Origin of the sequence: Pantoea sp. K16, from assembly GCF_048452805.1 — a bacterium.
GTDB classification, from domain to species: Bacteria; Pseudomonadota; Gammaproteobacteria; order Enterobacterales; family Enterobacteriaceae; genus Pantoea; species Pantoea agglomerans.
In genome coordinates this window covers 22,775-40,626 of sequence record NZ_JBLWNV010000013.1, presented here as the reverse complement: position 1 = coordinate 40,626, position 17,852 = coordinate 22,775, and the positions used below count along the sequence as shown (strand labels likewise).

Annotated in this window: 15 protein-coding genes; 5 read left to right on the top strand and 10 right to left on the bottom strand. The window is 57.4% G+C overall.

All coding sequences use genetic code 11. The features are described from left to right. Positions 1-11: 11 nt before the first annotated feature. Both alsS and budA read right to left on the bottom strand, forming a co-directional pair. On the bottom strand, positions 12-1,691 hold the full coding sequence (alsS, locus tag ACK13D_RS17190; RefSeq protein WP_010256852.1) for an acetolactate synthase AlsS: 1,680 nt from the start codon (positions 1,689-1,691) through the stop codon (positions 12-14). A 14-nt stretch (positions 1,692-1,705) separates the two neighbouring features. After that, complete coding sequence (gene budA / locus ACK13D_RS17185; protein ID WP_033781025.1) at positions 1,706-2,488, bottom strand: acetolactate decarboxylase; 783 nt, start codon at positions 2,486-2,488, stop codon at positions 1,706-1,708. A 104-nt stretch (positions 2,489-2,592) separates the two neighbouring features. Here budA and ACK13D_RS17180 point away from each other — a divergent pair, with 104 nt between their 5' ends. Beyond that, a complete protein-coding gene (locus ACK13D_RS17180; protein WP_022624205.1) occupies positions 2,593-3,498 on the top strand; it encodes a LysR family transcriptional regulator in 906 nt (301 codons plus the stop codon). Positions 3,499-3,569: 71 nt separating this feature from the next. Beyond that, on the top strand, positions 3,570-3,815 hold the full coding sequence (locus ACK13D_RS17175; protein WP_010256845.1) for a hypothetical protein: 246 nt from the start codon (positions 3,570-3,572) through the stop codon (positions 3,813-3,815). A 50-nt stretch (positions 3,816-3,865) separates the two neighbouring features. Here ACK13D_RS17175 and ACK13D_RS17170 read toward each other — a convergent pair whose 3' ends face one another. The 4 genes from ACK13D_RS17170 to ACK13D_RS17155 form a co-directional block, all read right to left on the bottom strand. After that, complete coding sequence (locus ACK13D_RS17170) at positions 3,866-6,910, bottom strand: efflux RND transporter permease subunit (RefSeq protein ID WP_236352569.1); 3,045 nt, start codon at positions 6,908-6,910, stop codon at positions 3,866-3,868. Then, a complete protein-coding gene (locus ACK13D_RS17165) occupies positions 6,907-8,040 on the bottom strand; it encodes an efflux RND transporter periplasmic adaptor subunit (protein WP_010256842.1) in 1,134 nt (377 codons plus the stop codon). Before ACK13D_RS17165 ends, ACK13D_RS17170 begins: the two co-directional genes overlap by 4 nt. Before the next feature lie 93 nt (positions 8,041-8,133). Further along, positions 8,134-9,303 carry a sensor histidine kinase gene (locus ACK13D_RS17160; protein ID WP_158132438.1) on the bottom strand — a complete coding sequence of 390 codons (1,170 nt, stop codon included), beginning with the start codon at positions 9,301-9,303 and terminating at the stop codon, positions 8,134-8,136. Further along, entirely contained in the window at positions 9,300-9,998 is a 699-nt protein-coding gene (locus tag ACK13D_RS17155) for a response regulator (RefSeq protein WP_010256840.1), read from the bottom strand. The genes ACK13D_RS17160 and ACK13D_RS17155 overlap by 4 nt, the downstream gene beginning before the upstream one ends. Before the next feature lie 129 nt (positions 9,999-10,127). On the opposite strand from ACK13D_RS17155, the gene ACK13D_RS17150 reads away from it, so the two are divergent. From ACK13D_RS17150 to ACK13D_RS17140, 3 genes are all read left to right on the top strand, one after another. Beyond that, positions 10,128-10,913, top strand: a complete 786-nt coding sequence (locus ACK13D_RS17150; protein WP_418796936.1) for a MipA/OmpV family protein — start codon at positions 10,128-10,130, stop codon at positions 10,911-10,913. Between the two features lie 8 nt (positions 10,914-10,921). Further along, the gene (locus ACK13D_RS17145) at positions 10,922-11,044 is read left to right on the top strand and encodes a hypothetical protein (RefSeq protein ID WP_254920079.1); all 123 of its coding nucleotides are present in this window, start codon (positions 10,922-10,924) and stop codon (positions 11,042-11,044) included. 330 nt (positions 11,045-11,374) lie between these two features. Then, the gene (locus tag ACK13D_RS17140; RefSeq protein WP_029519683.1) at positions 11,375-12,325 is read left to right on the top strand and encodes an Rpn family recombination-promoting nuclease/putative transposase; all 951 of its coding nucleotides are present in this window, start codon (positions 11,375-11,377) and stop codon (positions 12,323-12,325) included. A gap of 114 nt (positions 12,326-12,439) precedes the next feature. On the opposite strand, the gene ACK13D_RS17135 is transcribed toward ACK13D_RS17140, so the two are convergent. The 4 genes from ACK13D_RS17135 to ACK13D_RS17120 form a co-directional block, all read right to left on the bottom strand. Then, entirely contained in the window at positions 12,440-13,318 is an 879-nt protein-coding gene (locus ACK13D_RS17135) for an ROK family protein (RefSeq protein WP_010256830.1), read from the bottom strand. Positions 13,319-13,559: 241 nt separating this feature from the next. Then, a complete protein-coding gene (gene fabF, locus ACK13D_RS17130; RefSeq protein WP_418796933.1) occupies positions 13,560-14,843 on the bottom strand; it encodes a beta-ketoacyl-ACP synthase II in 1,284 nt (427 codons plus the stop codon). Positions 14,844-15,080: 237 nt separating this feature from the next. Beyond that, on the bottom strand, positions 15,081-15,695 hold the full coding sequence (locus ACK13D_RS17125) for a TetR/AcrR family transcriptional regulator (protein WP_010671991.1): 615 nt from the start codon (positions 15,693-15,695) through the stop codon (positions 15,081-15,083). Between the two features lie 144 nt (positions 15,696-15,839). Next, complete coding sequence (locus ACK13D_RS17120; protein WP_033786420.1) at positions 15,840-17,798, bottom strand: sigma-54-dependent Fis family transcriptional regulator; 1,959 nt, start codon at positions 17,796-17,798, stop codon at positions 15,840-15,842. Positions 17,799-17,852: the final 54 nt, after the last annotated feature.

Sequence of the window (17,852 nt, the reverse complement as noted above, 5' to 3'; positions counted from 1 at the left end):
TTTTTGAGAAATTAAAGAAGCTGGCTCAGATGCAGCTGCCCCATCAGCAGCGGGTTGTCGGTGTAATCGACCGGCACCGCGACCACGGCGGGCCCCTGAACATCCATCGCTTTACGCAGCGTCGGCTCCAGCTCTGCCGCACTGGTCACCGCAAAGCCCGCTGCCCCAAACGCTTCGGCATAGGCTTTGAAATCGACCGGCCCAAAATTGACGCCCGAGACGCGGTGATATTTTTTCTCTTCCTGCATCGCCACCATGTTGTAGGCGTTATCGACCCAGACGATGTGCAGAATGTTGGCTTTTAAGCGGACGGCAGTTTCCAGCTCCATGCTGGATTGCAGGAAACCACCATCGCCGGAAACTGAAACCACTTTGCGCTGTGGCTCGACCAGCCAGGCACCAATCGCCCACGGCAGGGCCACACCCATCGTCTGCTGACCGTTGGAGATCATGATCTGACGGGCGCGGAAGCTGTAGAGATAGCGGGCGATCCAGATGTGGAAGCTGCCCATATCGACGGTAAGGCTGACGTCACTGTTAATAATGTCCTGCATGGCGCGGACAATGCGCAGCGGATGCAGAGCAAACTGATTGAGGCTGGCACCCTGCATCGCCAGCAATTTGCGCTGCTGCTGACGATCCTCAAGGATGGTGGCGGCTTCCGGGGTCAGCTGGAGTGGGGCAGTGATGCGCGCGGCGAGTTTACGCACCGTGGCCGCGATATCACCCACCAGTTCTGCGTCCGGCAGATAGCGGTTGTCGGTCTCAGCGGGTATTACGTCGATATGAATCAGTGTGGCGTTACCGCTGTTCCACATCGCCGGTTCATATTCCACCGGGCTGTAGCCGATGGTGACGATCAGGTCAGCCTGTTGCAGCAGTCGGTCGCCCGCCTGGTTGTTAAACAGCCCGACACGTCCGGCGAAGCGTGAGAAGTGATCCTGTCTGACCGCTCCTGCTGCCTGATAGGTGCTGGTGACCGGAATGTGACTGCGTGTCAGCAGCTCATGAATCGCTTCGCTGTTCTCTGTCTGGCTCGCCATTAATCCCAATAGGATGACCGGATTTTTAGCCCCGGCGATAGCTTCGCTGACGGCGTCGATCATTGAGTCAGGTGCGGCGCCCAGTACAGGGCGGCCTTTGCTGCTCAACGCTTTGCCGGTAACCGGCTGATCGACAATATCCTGTGGCAGGCTGATAAAGGCACCGCCGCCCCGGCCATGTTCGGCGTGGCGAAACGCATTCGACAGGCATTCAGAAAGTGCAGCGGGGTCGGTGACCTCAACCGCATATTTAGTGATTGGGCGAAACATTGAAACCGTGTCCATGCTCTGATGAACCTGCTTGGCGCTGTCGGAGCGCTTCACCTGACCGCCGATAGCCACCACCGGATCGCCTTCGCTGGTGGCGGTGGCCATGCCGGTGATCAGGTTGGAGCAGCCCGGCCCGGAGGTGACCAGCGCCACGCCCGCATTGCCGGTAAGGCGGCCCACTGCGGCGGCCATAAATGCAGCGTTAGCTTCGTGGCGAACCGGGATGGTCTGGATGGAGGAATCCAGCAGTGAGTCGAAGACTTTATCAATTTTTGCGCCAGGAATGCCAAAGACGTGGCGGACGCCCTGTGCCTCAAGTTGCGCCACCACCAGGTCAGCGCCACAGGTCCAGAGTGTGGTATCGGTTGGAGTTTTCATCGTCATTCCTCTGATTAGCTTTCTACCGCACGAATCGCGGCGTCAAGATTGGCGGGGTTCAGGTCGGCATTGAGAAAATCGCTATCCTGCGGCAAATCCACGACCAGCTTGCTGATGGCACCAAAGGTCAGGGTGCCCTGTTCCAGCGCATAATCGAGAATGTGGCCGCCGCCTTCGCGGTCGTCGGTAATAAAATGTTCGTGATAGCCCGCAACGTTAATGCCCTGCATATATTGCGGCGTACGGAATCCGATCAGTTCGCCCGCGCGCTGGCTGAAGGCAAAGGTCGGCTGATCGCCCAGCACTTCCGGCATTGAGCGATAGGGACGACACTGGCATGGCACGGTGCGGGTCTCGACGCGACTGAAACGACCGCTGATGCGCAGCGCGCAGAACTGGTTATCGGAGGTGATTTCGTTGTCGATCACCTGATGGATCGCCTCACGCGACATCGGCCGGTCAAATTCATACAGATGCTGCGGTTTAAAAAAGGTCATCACGGCGAACGGAGTTTTCTGCGCCGGATCGGCCGGGTGCGCGCTGCCGTCGGCGTGCAGCTGATAGACCTTGCTATCAAACGCGATCATTTCGCCATCCAGCCGGTTAAAGGTACCCAGGCCGAAATCCCCTTTACGCAGCAGGTCGGCAATACGGACATTGCCGTCGTAAACGCCGCTCAGCAGCGCACTCATTAAAGAGGTCTGATAGATAACGCTTTCTGGTGCATCCTGTGAAAGCGTCAGGACAGTATGTTTTAGTTGATCCTCACAGGAACAATCAGTTACACAATTGCTCATTTGATGCCTCATCGATTAACCGTTAAGCCGTGTTAACCTAATGGTGAACCGATTCAGTCGGTGGGTCCAATAGCGAAACCTGTTAACTTTGAGACGTTTTTGATATGGAACTTCGCCATCTGCGTTATTTTGTTGCCGTAGCCGAGACGCTTCACTTCACTCGTGCCGCCGAGATACTGGGCATATCGCAGCCGCCGCTGAGTCAGCAGATACTGCGGCTGGAGCAGGAAATTGGCACACCGTTGCTGAAGCGCCTGACGCGCGGAGTGGAACTCACCGAAGCGGGCGAAGCGTTTCTGGCGGATGCCCGGCAGATTGTGCAACTGGCCGATCAGGCGCTGGAGAACGCACGCGGTATTGCGCGGGGGATCAGTGGTCAGCTGTCGCTGGGCTTTGCCAGCTCGGTGGCGTTTAATCCACGCATCTTCACACTGATCCGCCAGTTTAAAGAACGTTATCCGGCGATGGAGCTGCTGACCCGCGAAGAGAATATGTCTTTGCTGATGCAGGATTTACAGGAAGGATTACTGGATGCCGCTTTTATCCGGCTGCCGTGTGAAAGCAGCAAGGCGTTTAATCTGCGTGTCATCTCCACCGAAAAGATGCTGATTGCGCTGCCGCGCTGCCATCCCCTCAGCGGCACACCCACCGTGGCACTATCCGCGCTGGCGGGAGAAACCCTGGTGATCTTCCCGCGCGACGTCTCGCCCAGCCTGTATGAGTTGATTGTCACTGCCTGTCTGCGGGCGGGCTTTTCGCGCCACACTTTTCAGCAGGCTCCGCAGATCACTACGTCGCTGGGCATGGTGGCGGCGGGCTGCGGGATTGCGCTGGTGCCGGAGTCGATGCGCTGCGTCGATAACCCCGGGGTCAGCTTCTGCGATATCGAAAACAACACGCTATTTACGGATGTTGCCTTTGCCTGGCGTCGGCTTCACCCGTCAAAAGCAGTACTGCACCTGCTGGCGCTGCTGGCAGAACAGCCTGCCGCACCAGGCGAAGCGGGTTGATAAGCGCCAGCTATTGAACTGAAAACAATAACCAACTGGCGGCCAGGGACCGGGATGCCAATAATCGGTGCATGACTACATACCGCGTAAGAGTCGGGTTTCACAACCCGTCAGCCCTGACATTCAGGCAACTGGATGAAATTCTGGAGCCGCAGCGATTCTGGAGAACAGATTCGGCGGGCGGCCAGTTCCGCTATTTCATGGAGTATGAGTACCAGTCTGACGTGCGCGATCTCTGCTCGGTCTGCTCGCTGGCCTACAGTCAGGCCTGCAAAGTCAGAAAGTGCCCGCTGATTCTGGTCGAGGTGATGAACTGATCCTTTCCGGCGATCCCGCCGTGCTCAGCACGGGATCGCCGGATGTTGTTTTAACGTGAACCGCGCTGCATCAACAGACTTAACGCGGCGGGCAGCACCGTGAGCGTCACCAGCGTACCGCTGACCAGACCGCCAATAATCGCCAGTGCCATTGGCCCCCAGAAAACCTGATTGGCGATGGGGATCATGCCGAGTATTGCCGCACAGGCGGTCAGCAGAATGGGACGCGCACGGTGATGGGCAGCCTGCCGGATTGCCTCACCCGCGGTCAGGCCGGCCCGGCTATTCGCATCGACTTCACTGATCATGATCACCGCGTTGCGGATGATGATCCCCGCCAGGGCAATAATCCCCAGCAGCGCCACGAACCCCAGCGGTGTGCCAGCCGGCAGCATCGCGGATACGATGCCGGGCAGGCCAAACGGTGCCATGCTCAGTGCCAGCAGCATGCCGGAGAAACGTTGCAGCTGAATCATCAGCAAGACCAGCATGACGCAGATCGTCACCGGCAGCAGAGCAAACACTGAACCGTTGCCTTTATCCGATTCGGCTGCCACGCCACCTTCTTCAATACCGTATCCGGCCGGCAGCGAGGCGCGCAGGGCGGCGACGGCTGGTGCGAGCTGCTGCGAGACCTGTTCAGCCCGCTGACCGGGCGCAATATCGGTCTGTACGGTGATGTAAGCCAGCCGCTGACGTCGCCATATCACCGGGTCATCCACTCCCCAGTTCAGCGTTGCTACCTGTCGCAGTGGGATTTTCTGTCCGCTGGCATTGGTGATCATTAATCCTGCCAGTGTGTCAGTGTCCTGCCGCTCCGGGTCATTGCTGCGCAGCACGACGTCGATCAGGCGGTTACGATCGCGCAGGGTGGTCACCACGCTGCCGGACATCAGAGTATTCAGTGCGGTGGCTATCGTTTCGGAAGAGAGTCCGGCTGCGCGGGCTGCAGTCTGGTTCACCGCCAGCGTCATGACCCGTTCTGGCTCTCCGGCGGTAAGATTGACCTCGCGAGTCAGCGGTGAGCGGGCGATCAGTGCCGCCAGCCGATCGGCCGCCTGCCGCACCCTGGCATTATCCGGGCCGGTGATGCGATATTTCAGCGGCCAGCCGACCGGTGGACCCAGCTCCAGCGGCGATACCCGGGTAGTGATATCACTGAAATCCACCGCCAGCTTCTGCTCCAGCCTGCTGCGCAGCCGATCGCGTGCCGCCAGATCTTTCGCCACCACCACCAGCTGCGCGATGTTTTCATTATCCAGCAGCACATCCATCGGCAGATAAAAGCGTATTGCGCCCGAGCCAACGTAGCTGGTGTAGTTCGCCACATCCCGATCGTTGCGCAGCATCTGTTCCAGCTGTGCGGTACGGCGGGTGGTTTCAGCCTGGGCTGCACTGGCGGGAAGCGTCAGGCTGACCAGCAGCTCGGGGCGATCCGATGCAGGGAAAAACTCACCCTGCATAAAAGTGGTGGCGTAAAGGCTGACCAGCAGCACCGCCATCGCTGTGCCAATCGTCACCAGCCGGTGACGCAGAATCACCTCCAGCAGCCGGTGATAGCTGCGCGTCAGCACGCCCGGCGGCTTATCGGCCTTGATGTGCCTGGCCGACAGCAGCCAGCAGCCGGTGAGCGGAGAGAAGATGACCGCGACGACCCACGAGCAGAGCAGCGCCAGGGTAATCACCACAAACAATGAGTAGCAATACTCTCCGGCACTGGAGGCGGCGAACCCGACCGGAATGAACCCGGCGATCATTACCAGCGTACCGGTCAGCATCGGAAAGGCGGTGGTTTTAAACGCATAGGTGGCGGCCTGCCATTTGCTGTCGCCCGCTTCCAGTCGCGCCACCATTGCCTCGACGGTGATCATGGCATCATCCACCAGCAGCCCCAGCGCGATGATTAGCGCGCCAAGCGAGATGCGCTGGAGTCCGATGCCTGCCATTAACATGCCGGTAAAGGTCATTGCCAGTACCAGCGGGATCGCCGCCGCAACGACCAGACCGGCACGCAGTCCCAGCGAGACAAAGGAGACGGCTAACACGATGACGACTGCTTCGCCCAGTATCCGGACAAAGCCGCTGACCGCGTTTTTCACCACGGAAGACTGGTCGGCCACGCGGGTCATAGTAATACCGTGCGGTAACTGACCGGCCAGCATCTGCATGCGCTGACTGAGCTGCTGACCGAAATCGAGCATGTTGCCGCTGCCGGCCATGGAGATCGCCAGCCCGATAGCCGGAACGCCGTTAACTCTAAACGTCGGCGCCGGAGGTTCGGCAGGTTGCAGGCTGATGGTGGCCAGATCGGTCAGCGGAATAAAACGCTCACCGATATGCAGGGTAATCGCCCGCAGATTTTCAACCGAAGTCAGGGTGCCGCTGACCCGCAGCGCAATATTCTCGCGGTCGGTACGCAGGCTGCCCGCCGGGACGACATCGTTCTGAGCTTTAATGGCGTCGCTGACCTGCTGTAAATCGAGCCCCATGCCGTTCAGCTTGCGCGGCGAAAAGGCGATAACCACCTGCTGCTCCTGTACACCTAACAGGCTGGTTTTACCGATGTCGGGCAGACTGGCCAGATTGCGACGCAGGTTATCGACCCGGTCGCGTAGCTCTCTGGCGGTAAAACCCTCCGCCGTGAAGCCATAAATGGTGCCGAAGGTGTCATCAAATTCGTCGTTAACGGCCGGACCCTGCACGCCCTGCGGCAGTGAAGGGGCAACATCCTGCATCTTTTTACGCAGCTGGTACCAGATGCCGGCCACCTGAGAGGGCGGCGTGTCATCGCGCAGGTTGACATAGATGACGGTTTGTCCGGCGCGGGTTTCGCTCTCAACCGCATCCAGCGACGGGATCTCCTGCACTTTCTGTTCCAGTACGTCAGTGAGCAGTTGCACCGTGGTGTTCACATTAGCGCCTGGCCATTGGGCTGATATTACGGCGGTTTTGATAGTAAACGCCGGGTCTTCATTGCGTGACAGATGTTCATAGCTCAGCACACCCGCCGCCATGACCAGCAGCATGAAAAAGATCACCAGTTGCTGATGCGCCAGCGCCCAGCCGGAGAGGTTAAAGCCAGACGTTTTTTTCATGGAGCCTCCTGCGAAAGCGCCACTTTTTCGCCAGGTTGCAGGGTGCTGACTCCGGCGGTGACGACGCGCTCTCCCGGCTTGATCCCGGCAGTGACGAAGATTTGCTGCGCGTTAAAGCGGGCCAGCACTACCGGACGAAGCTGCAGGCGTGACGCCGCATCAACGACCAGCAGCGCGGGTTTGTCTGCGGAGCGGGTCAGGGCGCTGGCGGGCAGGGCGATGACCGGCGGCTGCGCATCGGGAAGGGTGACAATGACTGTGGCACCGGGTGCCATCGCCTCAGGCGGCTGATTCAGTGAGATGCGCAGCCGCCATGTGCGGGTCTGTGGATCGGCCTGCGGGCTGATGTCACGCACTGTGCCACTGGCCTGCACGCCGGGATCGGCGAGCAGCGTTACTTTCAGCGGTGTCCGATCATCAGGATGCAGCAGCGCAGGCGTTGTCAGGTCAAACACCGCATCGCGTGCATCCCCTGCTGCCAGCGTCATCACATTTTGTCCGGCGCTGACCACCTGACCTGGCTGAACCGTGATGGCGGTGATCCGGCCTGCTGCAGGCGCAGTCAGCTGAGTCCAGCTGAGGTTATCCTGGGCATTTTTCAGAGCCGCTTCGCTGCTGAGACGGCGGGACTGTGCACTCTGCCAGTCCGCCTGGGCGCTGTCCAGCTGGCTGCGGGCGATGGCCCCTCCGGGCATCAGCAGCCGCATCCGATGCAGGTTAAGCGCGGCGACCCGTTCGGCGGCGCGTGCGCTGTCGAGATCGGCCCGTGCGCTGCTTAGCTGATTGCGTGACTGATCATTTTCCAGCGCTGCCAGCGATTGCCCGGCGCTGACGCGATCGCCCAGCTCAACCGCACGGCTCACCACCCGGCCATCCAGTCTGAAGGCTAGCGCGACCTCTTCATGAGCGCGGATTTCGCCAGTCAGCACCAGCGATGCATCACTGCTGAGCGGTGGAGCAATCACCGATTTAACCGGGCGGAGCGGGGCGGCAGGCGGAGCAGAACTATTGTCCCGGCAACCGGTCATGATGAATACCCCGAGCAGCACGAAGATGATCGGCGCAAAGATGTGAATACCGAAGAGATGACGCCACACCTGGCGGGCAGCATCCGATAAGAAGTCTGTCATAACCGGGTTCCTTTAATGAGTTGTGCTCATTGAACCCGGCATGTGTCCAGAAACGTTCCATGAACCATCAAGAAATGGTCAAGCCAGAACAATTTATCTCGTCGGCAGCGTTATCCCGATCAGCAGACCGCCGTCGGCGGGCAGTGTGGCGTGAAGCGACCCGCCGTGCGCCTCGACAATCGCTTTGGCAATCGACAGTCCCAGACCGCTGCCGCCGGAGTGGCGGGCGCGTGAGGAGTCAGCGCGGGTAAAGCGGTCAAACAATTGCGGCAGGAAGTCCGGCTCCACACCCTGACCATAATCGCGGAAGGTCATTATGATCGCCTGATCGTTCTGGCTGGCCGTGATCAGCAACGCGCCACCGTCGGCAGCGTAGCGCATTGCATTCTCACAGATGATGGTCACTACCTGGCCCAGCCGGAAGGTATCGGCATACAGCCGCAGATCGTTGGGTGATGTCACGCTGATGGCAATCCCCGCCTGTTCTGCCTGCGGCAGAAGCCAGCCGGAGCGCTCGCGCAGTAACTCGCTGAGATTAAACCACTCGCGGTTCAGGGTAAGCTGCCCGGCATCCGCCAGCGACAAGAGATGCAGTTCGTCTGTCAGGCGACTGAGCTGCGTCAGTTGCTTCATGATCATTGCCAGCTGTTGCGGTTCGGCAGGAAAGACGCCATCCAGAATCCCCTGCAGGCGGCCCATCGCCGCCGTAAGTGGCGAGCGAAGCTCATGCGCCATCGCCACATGCGAGGTGCGCAGCTCACGCTCGTAACGCGCCAGCTGCTGCGTCATCTGATTAAAATCTTCGGTAAAGCGCACCAGCTCCTGTGGGGCTTCTTTTACGATTACCGCCGATCGGCCAAATTCGCCTTTTGAAACCGCTCGCGCCGCGGTAGCCAGCTGGCTGAACTGCGCCGACAGCGGACGGGCGAAACGCAGCGCCATCAGCACCATAAACGGAATCGTTACCACGACCAGCACGATCACGGTAAGCCAGTCCGACGAGGCCAGCGACGGATCGGAGAAGTTGATGCCCCACCACTGGTCCATAATCTGATGAAAGCGTGCCGGATCGCTGGCAGGGTGGTGGCGCAACCGGGTGAACTCATCCAGCAGCGCGGGCGGCATCCGGTAATAGACCCAGTACGCTTGCACTGCGAAGCGCAGCCACATACAGATGGCAATGAGCACCACGCTGCCAATCGCCAGAAACAGCACCCGGATGCAGATCCAGCGCCACAATGAAGTATGCGTATCGTTCTTCATGGCTGTCTGAACCGGTAACCGACGCTGCGCACTGCCGGTAAGACATCAGAGATGCCCGCGGCTTCCAGTTTGCGACGCAGGTTATAGACGTGGGTATCGACCACCCGCTCAAGCGCATCGCTTTCCGGCAGACAGTGCTCCAACAGAAACAGGCGGGTAAACGGACGCGTCGGAGCGCGCATCAGGGTGACCAACAGGGAAAATTCGGTCGGTGTCAGATCGAGGCGGCGCGGTGAAGCACTGTCGCTATCGACCACTGCGGTGAGCGCCACCGGGTCCACCACTAAACCCGCCCAGCGCAGGGTTTCTGCAGCGGGTACCTGACTCTGCTGGCTACGGCGCAGTACTGCCTGAACGCGCGCCACCACTTCGCCCGGATGATAGGGTTTGACCACGTAGTCATCCGCGCCATAGCGCAGTGCGCCGATGCGGTCCGGCGCATCACCCATCGCGGTTACCATGATCACCGGGGTATCGTCACGACGTCGCAGCGCTGCCAGCACTTCAGTGCCGTTCATGCCGGGCAGCATGATATCCAGCAGGATCAGATCGGGCTGCCAGCGTCTGGCGGCATCCAGCCCGCCTGGCCCATCACCGGCAATCATGACCTCATAATTTTCACGTTTCAGGTAGGCCTCAAGTACGCCCGCCGCATCAGCATCATCTTCAATAATCAGTACACGTTTTGACTGCATTTTCGGATCACCTTGACTGTTTCTTCATAAATCCCTGGTCGTTAATTGACACTCGCCTCGCATACTCCGGCCATTGACGCGGCTCTGAACCCCTCAGCTCCGCACCTGATGTGATAATGAGGAAACGTGATGATAACCGGAAAAATAATGCTGCACATGGTCTGTTTTTCGCTGGGATTCAGTGCCGCGACTGCCATGGCTGATGAGACTACGCCGCCGCCAAGCGTCACGCTGGGCATTGCAGGTATCAATGCACCACGCTATAGCGGCGCCGATAAGCAGCACTGGCAGCTGATGCCGGTGATCCAGGCACGCGACGGGGCCTTCTTTTTAGACTCACAGAAAGGCATTGGCTATGACCTGCAGGCAGATAATGGACTGTATCTGGAACATACGCTGGGCTACGGGCTGGGCCGTTCTGACCAGAATTCATCCTGGCGAGATGGGGATGACCGGCTCAGAGGCATGGGGAACATCGACGCAACGATGAACACCGCGCTGGCGCTGGGATGGTCGGTAACGCCGTGGCTGGTGCTGGAGGGCAAAGCGACGCTGCCATTAAGTGATAGTCAGGGTGTGCAGTACCGGACTTCCGTAACCCTGATCCCCTGGCAGACCAGTGACGATACCGTGGCACTGCAGGTGGCGGGACTGTTTGGCGACGGGCGTTATATGAATACCTGGTATGGCGTTAACAGCAAGCAAAGTGCGCGCAGCGGATTTGAACGGTACGACGCCGCGGGTGGATTTTATGGCACCGATACCAGCCTGACCTGGAGCCATCAGTTCACGCCTGCCTGGGCTGCCAGTGTGATCGGTGACTACAGCTGGCTGGATAAGCATGCTTCAGATAGCCCCATCGTTGCACGGCACAACGGCGCATCGGCCACCCTGGCATTGAGCTACACCTTCTGAATGGCACCATGAAGAAAAGTGAGATGCGCAGCCACCGCCTTTTGCTTGCGGCACTGATTCTGTTGTATGTCGTGGTCTATACCCTGACAGGCGTGGCGCTTAGCCTGTTGGATGCGCCGGGACGGGGATAGGGAGCGAGCGGTATAAACAGCGTGATCGGGCTGGTTATGCCGTGACTTAAATAGAAAATTAACTTTTCGTAAAGCGGTTCAGACATTAATGGTCAGCGTTAGAAGTTTCGGGTACATCCGGATGTTTTAATTATCGCTATATAAATTGATTAAGGTGGTTAATTTAGATTGCGTCATAATGCATCTTGCTAATAAATTTTTTAAAAGAGCATTGGTGTAGTTAATCTATATGGATTGGGCAAGATTTAAATATTATAAATTAAAATGTGATCTATTAAGATAGCCTCTTCGCTGTGGTAGCAGCGCATGGAATTTACAGGGGCTGAACTGATGAAAAATAAAAATAGTGCTACACCTCATGATGCTACTTTTAGACAGTTTCTTACGCATCCGGATGTTGCCAGAGATTTTATGCAAATCCACCTTCCGGAGAAATTGCTTAAAATCTGCGATCTCACCACACTGAAGCTTGAGTCCGGATCATTTGTTGAAGACGATTTGCGTCAATACTTCAGTGACGTTTTGTACAGTCTCAGAACCTCAACCGGTGACGGATATATTCATGTTCTGATTGAACACCAATCCACCCCTGACAGGCATATGGCATTCCGCCTGATACGTTATGCGGTAGCCGCTATGCAGCGCCACCTTGAAGCTGGCCATAAAAAGCTGCCTTTAGTCATACCTGTACTGTTCTATACCGGTAAGCGCACTCCCTATCCGTGGTCGACCCGCTGGTTCGACGAATTTGATGATCCGGTAGTGGCGGAAAGCCTTTATAGAGGCGCCTTCCCGCTGGTGGACATTACGGTCATCCCGGATGATGAGATCATGACTCATCGCAGTATGGCCGCCCTGACGCTTTTGCAGAAACATATTCATCAACGCGACATTGCAAGCCTGACTGACCATCTGGTCACGCTACTCATGGCCGATTATCTTTCTTCACCCCAGGTGATGACGCTGATACACTATTTACTGCAGGCTGGTGAGTCAGCTGACTACGAAGCTTTCGTTCGCGAACTGGCACAGCGGGTGCCACAACACGGAGACGCACTGATGACCATCGCACAGCAGCTTGAACAAAAAGGGATCGAAAAAGGTCGCGCAGAAGGTATCGAGCTTGGTGAACGGCGTGGTATTGAGAAAGGTCGTACTGAAGGACAGCGTGAAGCTACCCTGAAAATTGCGCGCACTATGCTACAAAACGGCCTTGATCGTAAAACTGTCATAGAAATGACCGGCCTGACGTCAGACGATCTGGCGCAAATACGACACTAATATAAACAAGAGTAAACCCGGTCATGACCGGGTTATCGTTTTGAATACCGCACCAGATAAATCATCATAATTATCAGAAAGGTGTAACCTGCATACGTCCTGAACTACAAGCCATTATTTGTCTGGCTGACGCTGCAGGAAATTCCAGGTTGCGCCCAACATGCCGGAGTCGTTGCCGTAGGTCGCGGTATCAATGCGGATATCAAGATCATATTTTGCCAGTTGCTCTGCCAGTTCCTCGAGGAACGGTTCCCGCTCGGTAATTCCACCACCGATAAATATCATCTGCGGATCGAACACGCTGAAGAGGTTATATAAGCAGGCTGCAAGATCCTGGTAGAATTTATTCACCACCTGCTGCGCGGCTTCTTCTTTGCGATCGTATGCGTCAAAGACATCTTTACCCGTGACGTCGTCGGAAGATTTTTCGATGAGCTGGCTGTAATTCTCCCGAAGCGCCGTCATGGTACAACTCTGGCTCATGGTATGGCGTTCAATATTGCTGCTGGTGGGGCGCGAAGTCAGCAGACAGCCAAACTCGCCCGCGCGGTTACGACCGCCCCGGATCAGCGCGCCGTTGCAGAAGGCCGCTCCGCCTAATCCTGTGCCGATAGTTAACATCAGAAAATCACTGAGTTTTTTTGCTTTGCCCAGCCACTGTTCAGCCAGTAAGGCGCAGTGGGCGTCATTTTCGACCGTGGCAGGCAGTGAGGTTTTTTCCGTCAGCCACTGGCTCAGATGAAACTGGTCGAAGTCCCGAATGGTGCCACCCATGGCGATATATCCAGCTTCTGCATCAATATAACCGGGCGTGCTGACGGCGATGCCAGCACAGCCGGGATTTTTCTCCAGCCAGGCCAGGATCTCATCAAGTATTTTGTCGCGTGAATTATGGGAAATATCAGCACTCTCACTGGTCAGAATATTTCCCTGCTCATCAATCACGCCCATTTTTAAAGAGGTACCACCAATATCGAAAGCTGCAATCTTCATTAACGTTCTCTGAGGTTGTTTTCATCCGATTAATTGTAGTGCTGAAAGAAAAAGGGCAGGAGGGCTGGCGGAGGCAATTTTGTCAGGAAAGGTACAGATTTATAAAGCGAGTGTTGTACAGAGGGTGTTTTGATAAACCCCGGCACACAGGGAACAGCTGTGCATGATTTTTCAGGACGTCCGATGTATTACCCGCGCTAAGAGGGTGTCTGGCAGCGCGGGCTTAATCGTCACACTGCAGTCATTGCCACTTACGCAACAGGAGACTGGCGTTGACGCCGCCAAAACCAAAACCGTTCGACATGGCATAAGTCAGCGCCGTGGGACGTGCATTGAGCGCCACCAGGTCCAGATTGCCTGCGGCTTCATCGGGATGATGGAGGTTCAGCGTCGGCGGAATAAGCTGCTGCCGCAGCGCCATCAGGGTGAATATCGCCTCAACGCCGCCTGCCGCACCCAGCAGATGGCCGGTGGCGGATTTCGTTGAGGCGATCGCGACCTGCGAATCATCGCCAAACACTGCACGAATAGCCGCCAGCTCACCGTGATCGCCAACCTGAGTTGAGGTTGCGTGTGCGTTGATATGCTGCACGTCTTCCGGGCTAATGCCCGCCTGACGCAGGGCGGTTCTCATCGCCCGTGCAGCCCCGCTGCCATCCTCCGGACCCGCGGTTAAATGGTATGCATCGGCGCTGGTGCCATAGCCGACAATCTCCGCCAGCGGTGTCGCGCCGCGTGCTTCGGCATGGGCCAGTGACTCAATCACCAGCAGGCCTGCACCTTCGGCCATCACAAAGCCGTTTCTGTCACGATCAAACGGACGTGAGGCATGGTGCGGCTGATCTTCATAGCCCACACATAGCGCACGTGCAGCCGCGAAACAGCCCAGCGTGACGCGATCAAGCGCCGCTTCTGTGCCGCCACAAATAGCAATGTCCGCTTCACCGCTTCTGATCAACCTGGCTGCATCACCAATTGCCTGAACTCCCGCCGCACAGGCGGTAACGGGCGCACCCAGCGGGCCGGTGAAGCCGTGTTTGATCGAGACATGACCCGCGGCCATGTTGGCCAGAAACGAAGGTGCTGTAAAGGGTGAGAGCCTGCGCGGGCCGCGTGCATCGGTGGTGCGCACCGCGTCGGCAATGGCACCAAAGCCGCCGACGCCTGAAGCAATAATCGTCGCGGTACGTTCACGCGTCGCCTCATCTTCAGGATGCCAGGCTGCCTGATTCAGCGCTTCTTCTGCTGCCAGCAGCGCGAATTCTATAAAGCGCGACATCTTTTTACGCACTTTCGGCGCAATGAACGCTTCGGGGTCGTAACCTGCCAGCGGATCTTCATCGATGCCCGGCACGCTGCCACCTACTGAAATACCGGTGCCAGCAGTAAGCGTATCGGGAAGGGTACGTATACCTGATTCTCCAGCCGTTAATCGCCGCCAGACGGTTTCAACGCCACAACCCAGTGGCGAAACGATGCCCGCGCCGGTAATGACAATGCGTTGTGATGAGGCTAAGTGACTCATTGGATTACTCCCGTAGAGAGTCCGGACAGTGATTGAAATGCTGCCGCAGACAATGGATACACGCCTTGAGCGCGGAAGGTGAGACCCTGCGTAGAATGGTGCGATGGACGAACGCAGGGATGGAATAGAGCAGAGAGAGATAAGCTTAGCAGCATCAGAATCCTGAGCGATAACCAGACAGAGTGCTATCGTTGCTCTTGTGACTAAATAAGTCAATAGTCACTTCATGCGCATTGTTCAGGGCGCAAGGCTACGTAACACCAGCGCTGCCAGTTGTGCAGAGGCTTCTTCAGCGTCATCAAGGCTGTACTGCAGCAGTACCGGACTGGCGTAGGGTTTGATCACCCGATAGATTGCCTCCGCCGCTTCGTCAGCCGGGGTTTTACGCTCAAACTCACCTGCTTCACGCCCTCGGCGCAGGATCTGCTGAATCAGGCTGAGCAGTCGTTCTTCATGCGCCATCGCCGACGGCCAGCGGTCACGCGACGCGACGGCAGCAATATCATAGAGTTTACGTTCGTGAAAAAAGAGTTCAGTGCCGGTGACGGAAAGCGTGCGGAACAGTCGCCGCAGTTGTTCCGATGCTCCAGGCGCATCGGCGATAGCGACTTCGACGTGCTGCATAATCATCGCCAGCCGGGTGGAGCAGATCACTTCGCCAATCGCCTGTTTTGATTCAAAAAATTTGTAGATATACGCTTTGGAAAAGCCGATAGCACGGGCGAGATCGGAGACGGTGGTTTTTTCGTAACCATAATGCGCGAAGTGCTGCATGGCAGCATCGACAATCTGGTCACGCACATTGTGCCCGGCCGGGCCGCGTGTGCCATTTTCCGTTACGGATTGAGTCATTGTCAGAACCTGGCAGATCAAAGGTGGGTGAAAAAATTCAGTGACCACTGTTAAGGGTGGTCACATTTTAGGCCCTGTTGCGATCAAAAGCCATATTTTGAACGGGCTGAATGTATGCTGGTGTTGCTGAGTGCCACCAGCCGGTTATTGGCGCAGCGTATCTATAGAGATATTCCAGTGATTGAGCTTGTTATAGAGCGCCGTGCGAGAAATGCCCAGCAGCTTAGCGGACTGCCGCAGATTACCCCCCTGCGCGCGAAGGGTCTGCAGGATGCAGGCTCGTTCATTATCCTGCAACAGGCTGCTGGCCGCTGGTCTGTTTTCGGCTGCGCGCGTCACCATCGCTGGCGGCAAATCGGCAAGGTCGATGATGCTGCTCTGGCAAAGATTAACGATCCGCTCGACCAGATTTTCCAGCTCGCGCACGTTGCCGGGCCAGTGCCATGCCTGCAGGGCGTTCATTGCTTCAATGCTCACCTGCGGAGGCGTTTTATTCAGCCGCTGACACAGGGCGTGAATGAAGGTATTCACCAGATCAGGAATGTCGCTCTGGCGTTCACGCAGGGCAGGGATGGTCAGGGAGATAACATTGAGGCGATAGAACAGGTCACGGCGGAAAGCACCCTGTTCCACTGCACTGAGCAGATCGCAATGGGTTGCCGCCACGATGCGGACATCCACTTTCAGCGGATGCGCCGCTCCGATGCGCAGCACCTCACTCTCCTGCAGCACGCGCAGCAGGCTGGTCTGTGCCTCCAGTGGCATCTCGCCAATTTCATCCAGAAACAGCGTGCCACCGTCGGCCAGCTCAAATTTACCTGCCGAACCGCCGCGCCGTGAGCCGGTGAACGCGCCATCGACGTAGCCGAATAGCTCACTCTGCACCAGGTCACGCGGCAGTGCGCCGCAGTTAACCGCGACAAAGGACTCATGCGCCCGGCTGCTGGCATTGTGGATCGCCTGAGCAAACAGCTCTTTACCGGTTCCGCTTTCACCGGTCAGCAGAACGGTACTGTCACTGCGACTGCTGGCGCGGGCATCCTGAAGAGCCTTCTGCAGCGTGGGTGCCTGACCACGAATCATCTCAAAGGTATAGCTGGCGCTGACGCCAAGCACACGACGGGTAATGGCACGGATGCGCTGATTTTCCCGCAGCGACAGGATGCGACCGCCATCCGGTGCCGGCATCAGCGAGACCAGGCATGAAACACTGGGTCTGCCATCGGGGCGGAACACCATCTCGCGGTCATTACAGCAGGGTAGTGTGAGCAATGAACCGGACTGGGGCTGAAGCACCTGATCGATTAGGGCGTTGTCGGTATCAATACCGGCAAAGATCTGACGAGCGTAGCGATTCAGGGTTTTGATGCGTCCGTCGCGGTCGCAGACCACAACGCCCTCATTCAGGGTCTCCAGTATCGACTGCTGCTCGGCCAGCAGACGGCGTAAGGTGAGTTGCTGGCCAATTGCCTCTGCGGCAGCCTGCACGGTGCCCAGCGTATGGGCACTGAAATTGTCAGGCGTGGCGGTCAGCGTCAGTACGCCGGTCATACGACCGCTGGCATCACGGATAGGAGCTGCGGCGCACTGCCGGTTACGTTCACGCAGCGCGATTTTCCAGTTTTCTCCGCTGAGTACATAGACCAGCCGCTGCTCGCGCAGGCAGCGCGCGGTGCAGTTGGTGCCGAGTACCTCCTCACGCAGGATGCTGCCGACCGGGGTCAGGTCGCTGCCGCAAAAACTCAGTACGATGCCTTGCGCATCTGTGAGATTGATATGACCATCGGGATTGTAAGCCAGCAGGTTCTCCATCACGCTATGCGCCACAGTAATCAGCTCACTGTTATGACGCAGAACGGCGGCCAGCTCCGTTGGATCGGAGGCACTGTACTCAAAAGATACCGGATCGATGCCATGTTCGTGCGAGCGGTTCCATGACTGCAAAATACTGCGGCGGATCCAGCGCGGCTGTTCACCCTGGCTAAATGCCTGCCAGCCCCGGGCAAACCGAGCTTCCCACTGTGCCGCATCACCGCCTTCCGGCAGGCTGAATATGGCATCGCTCTCTTCTTTATTAGGCAGCAAATCATGCAGAGATTGCATTTCACTCTCCCGTGGTCGATGGAATGTCCATTTTAATGACATGTTAAGTTGACA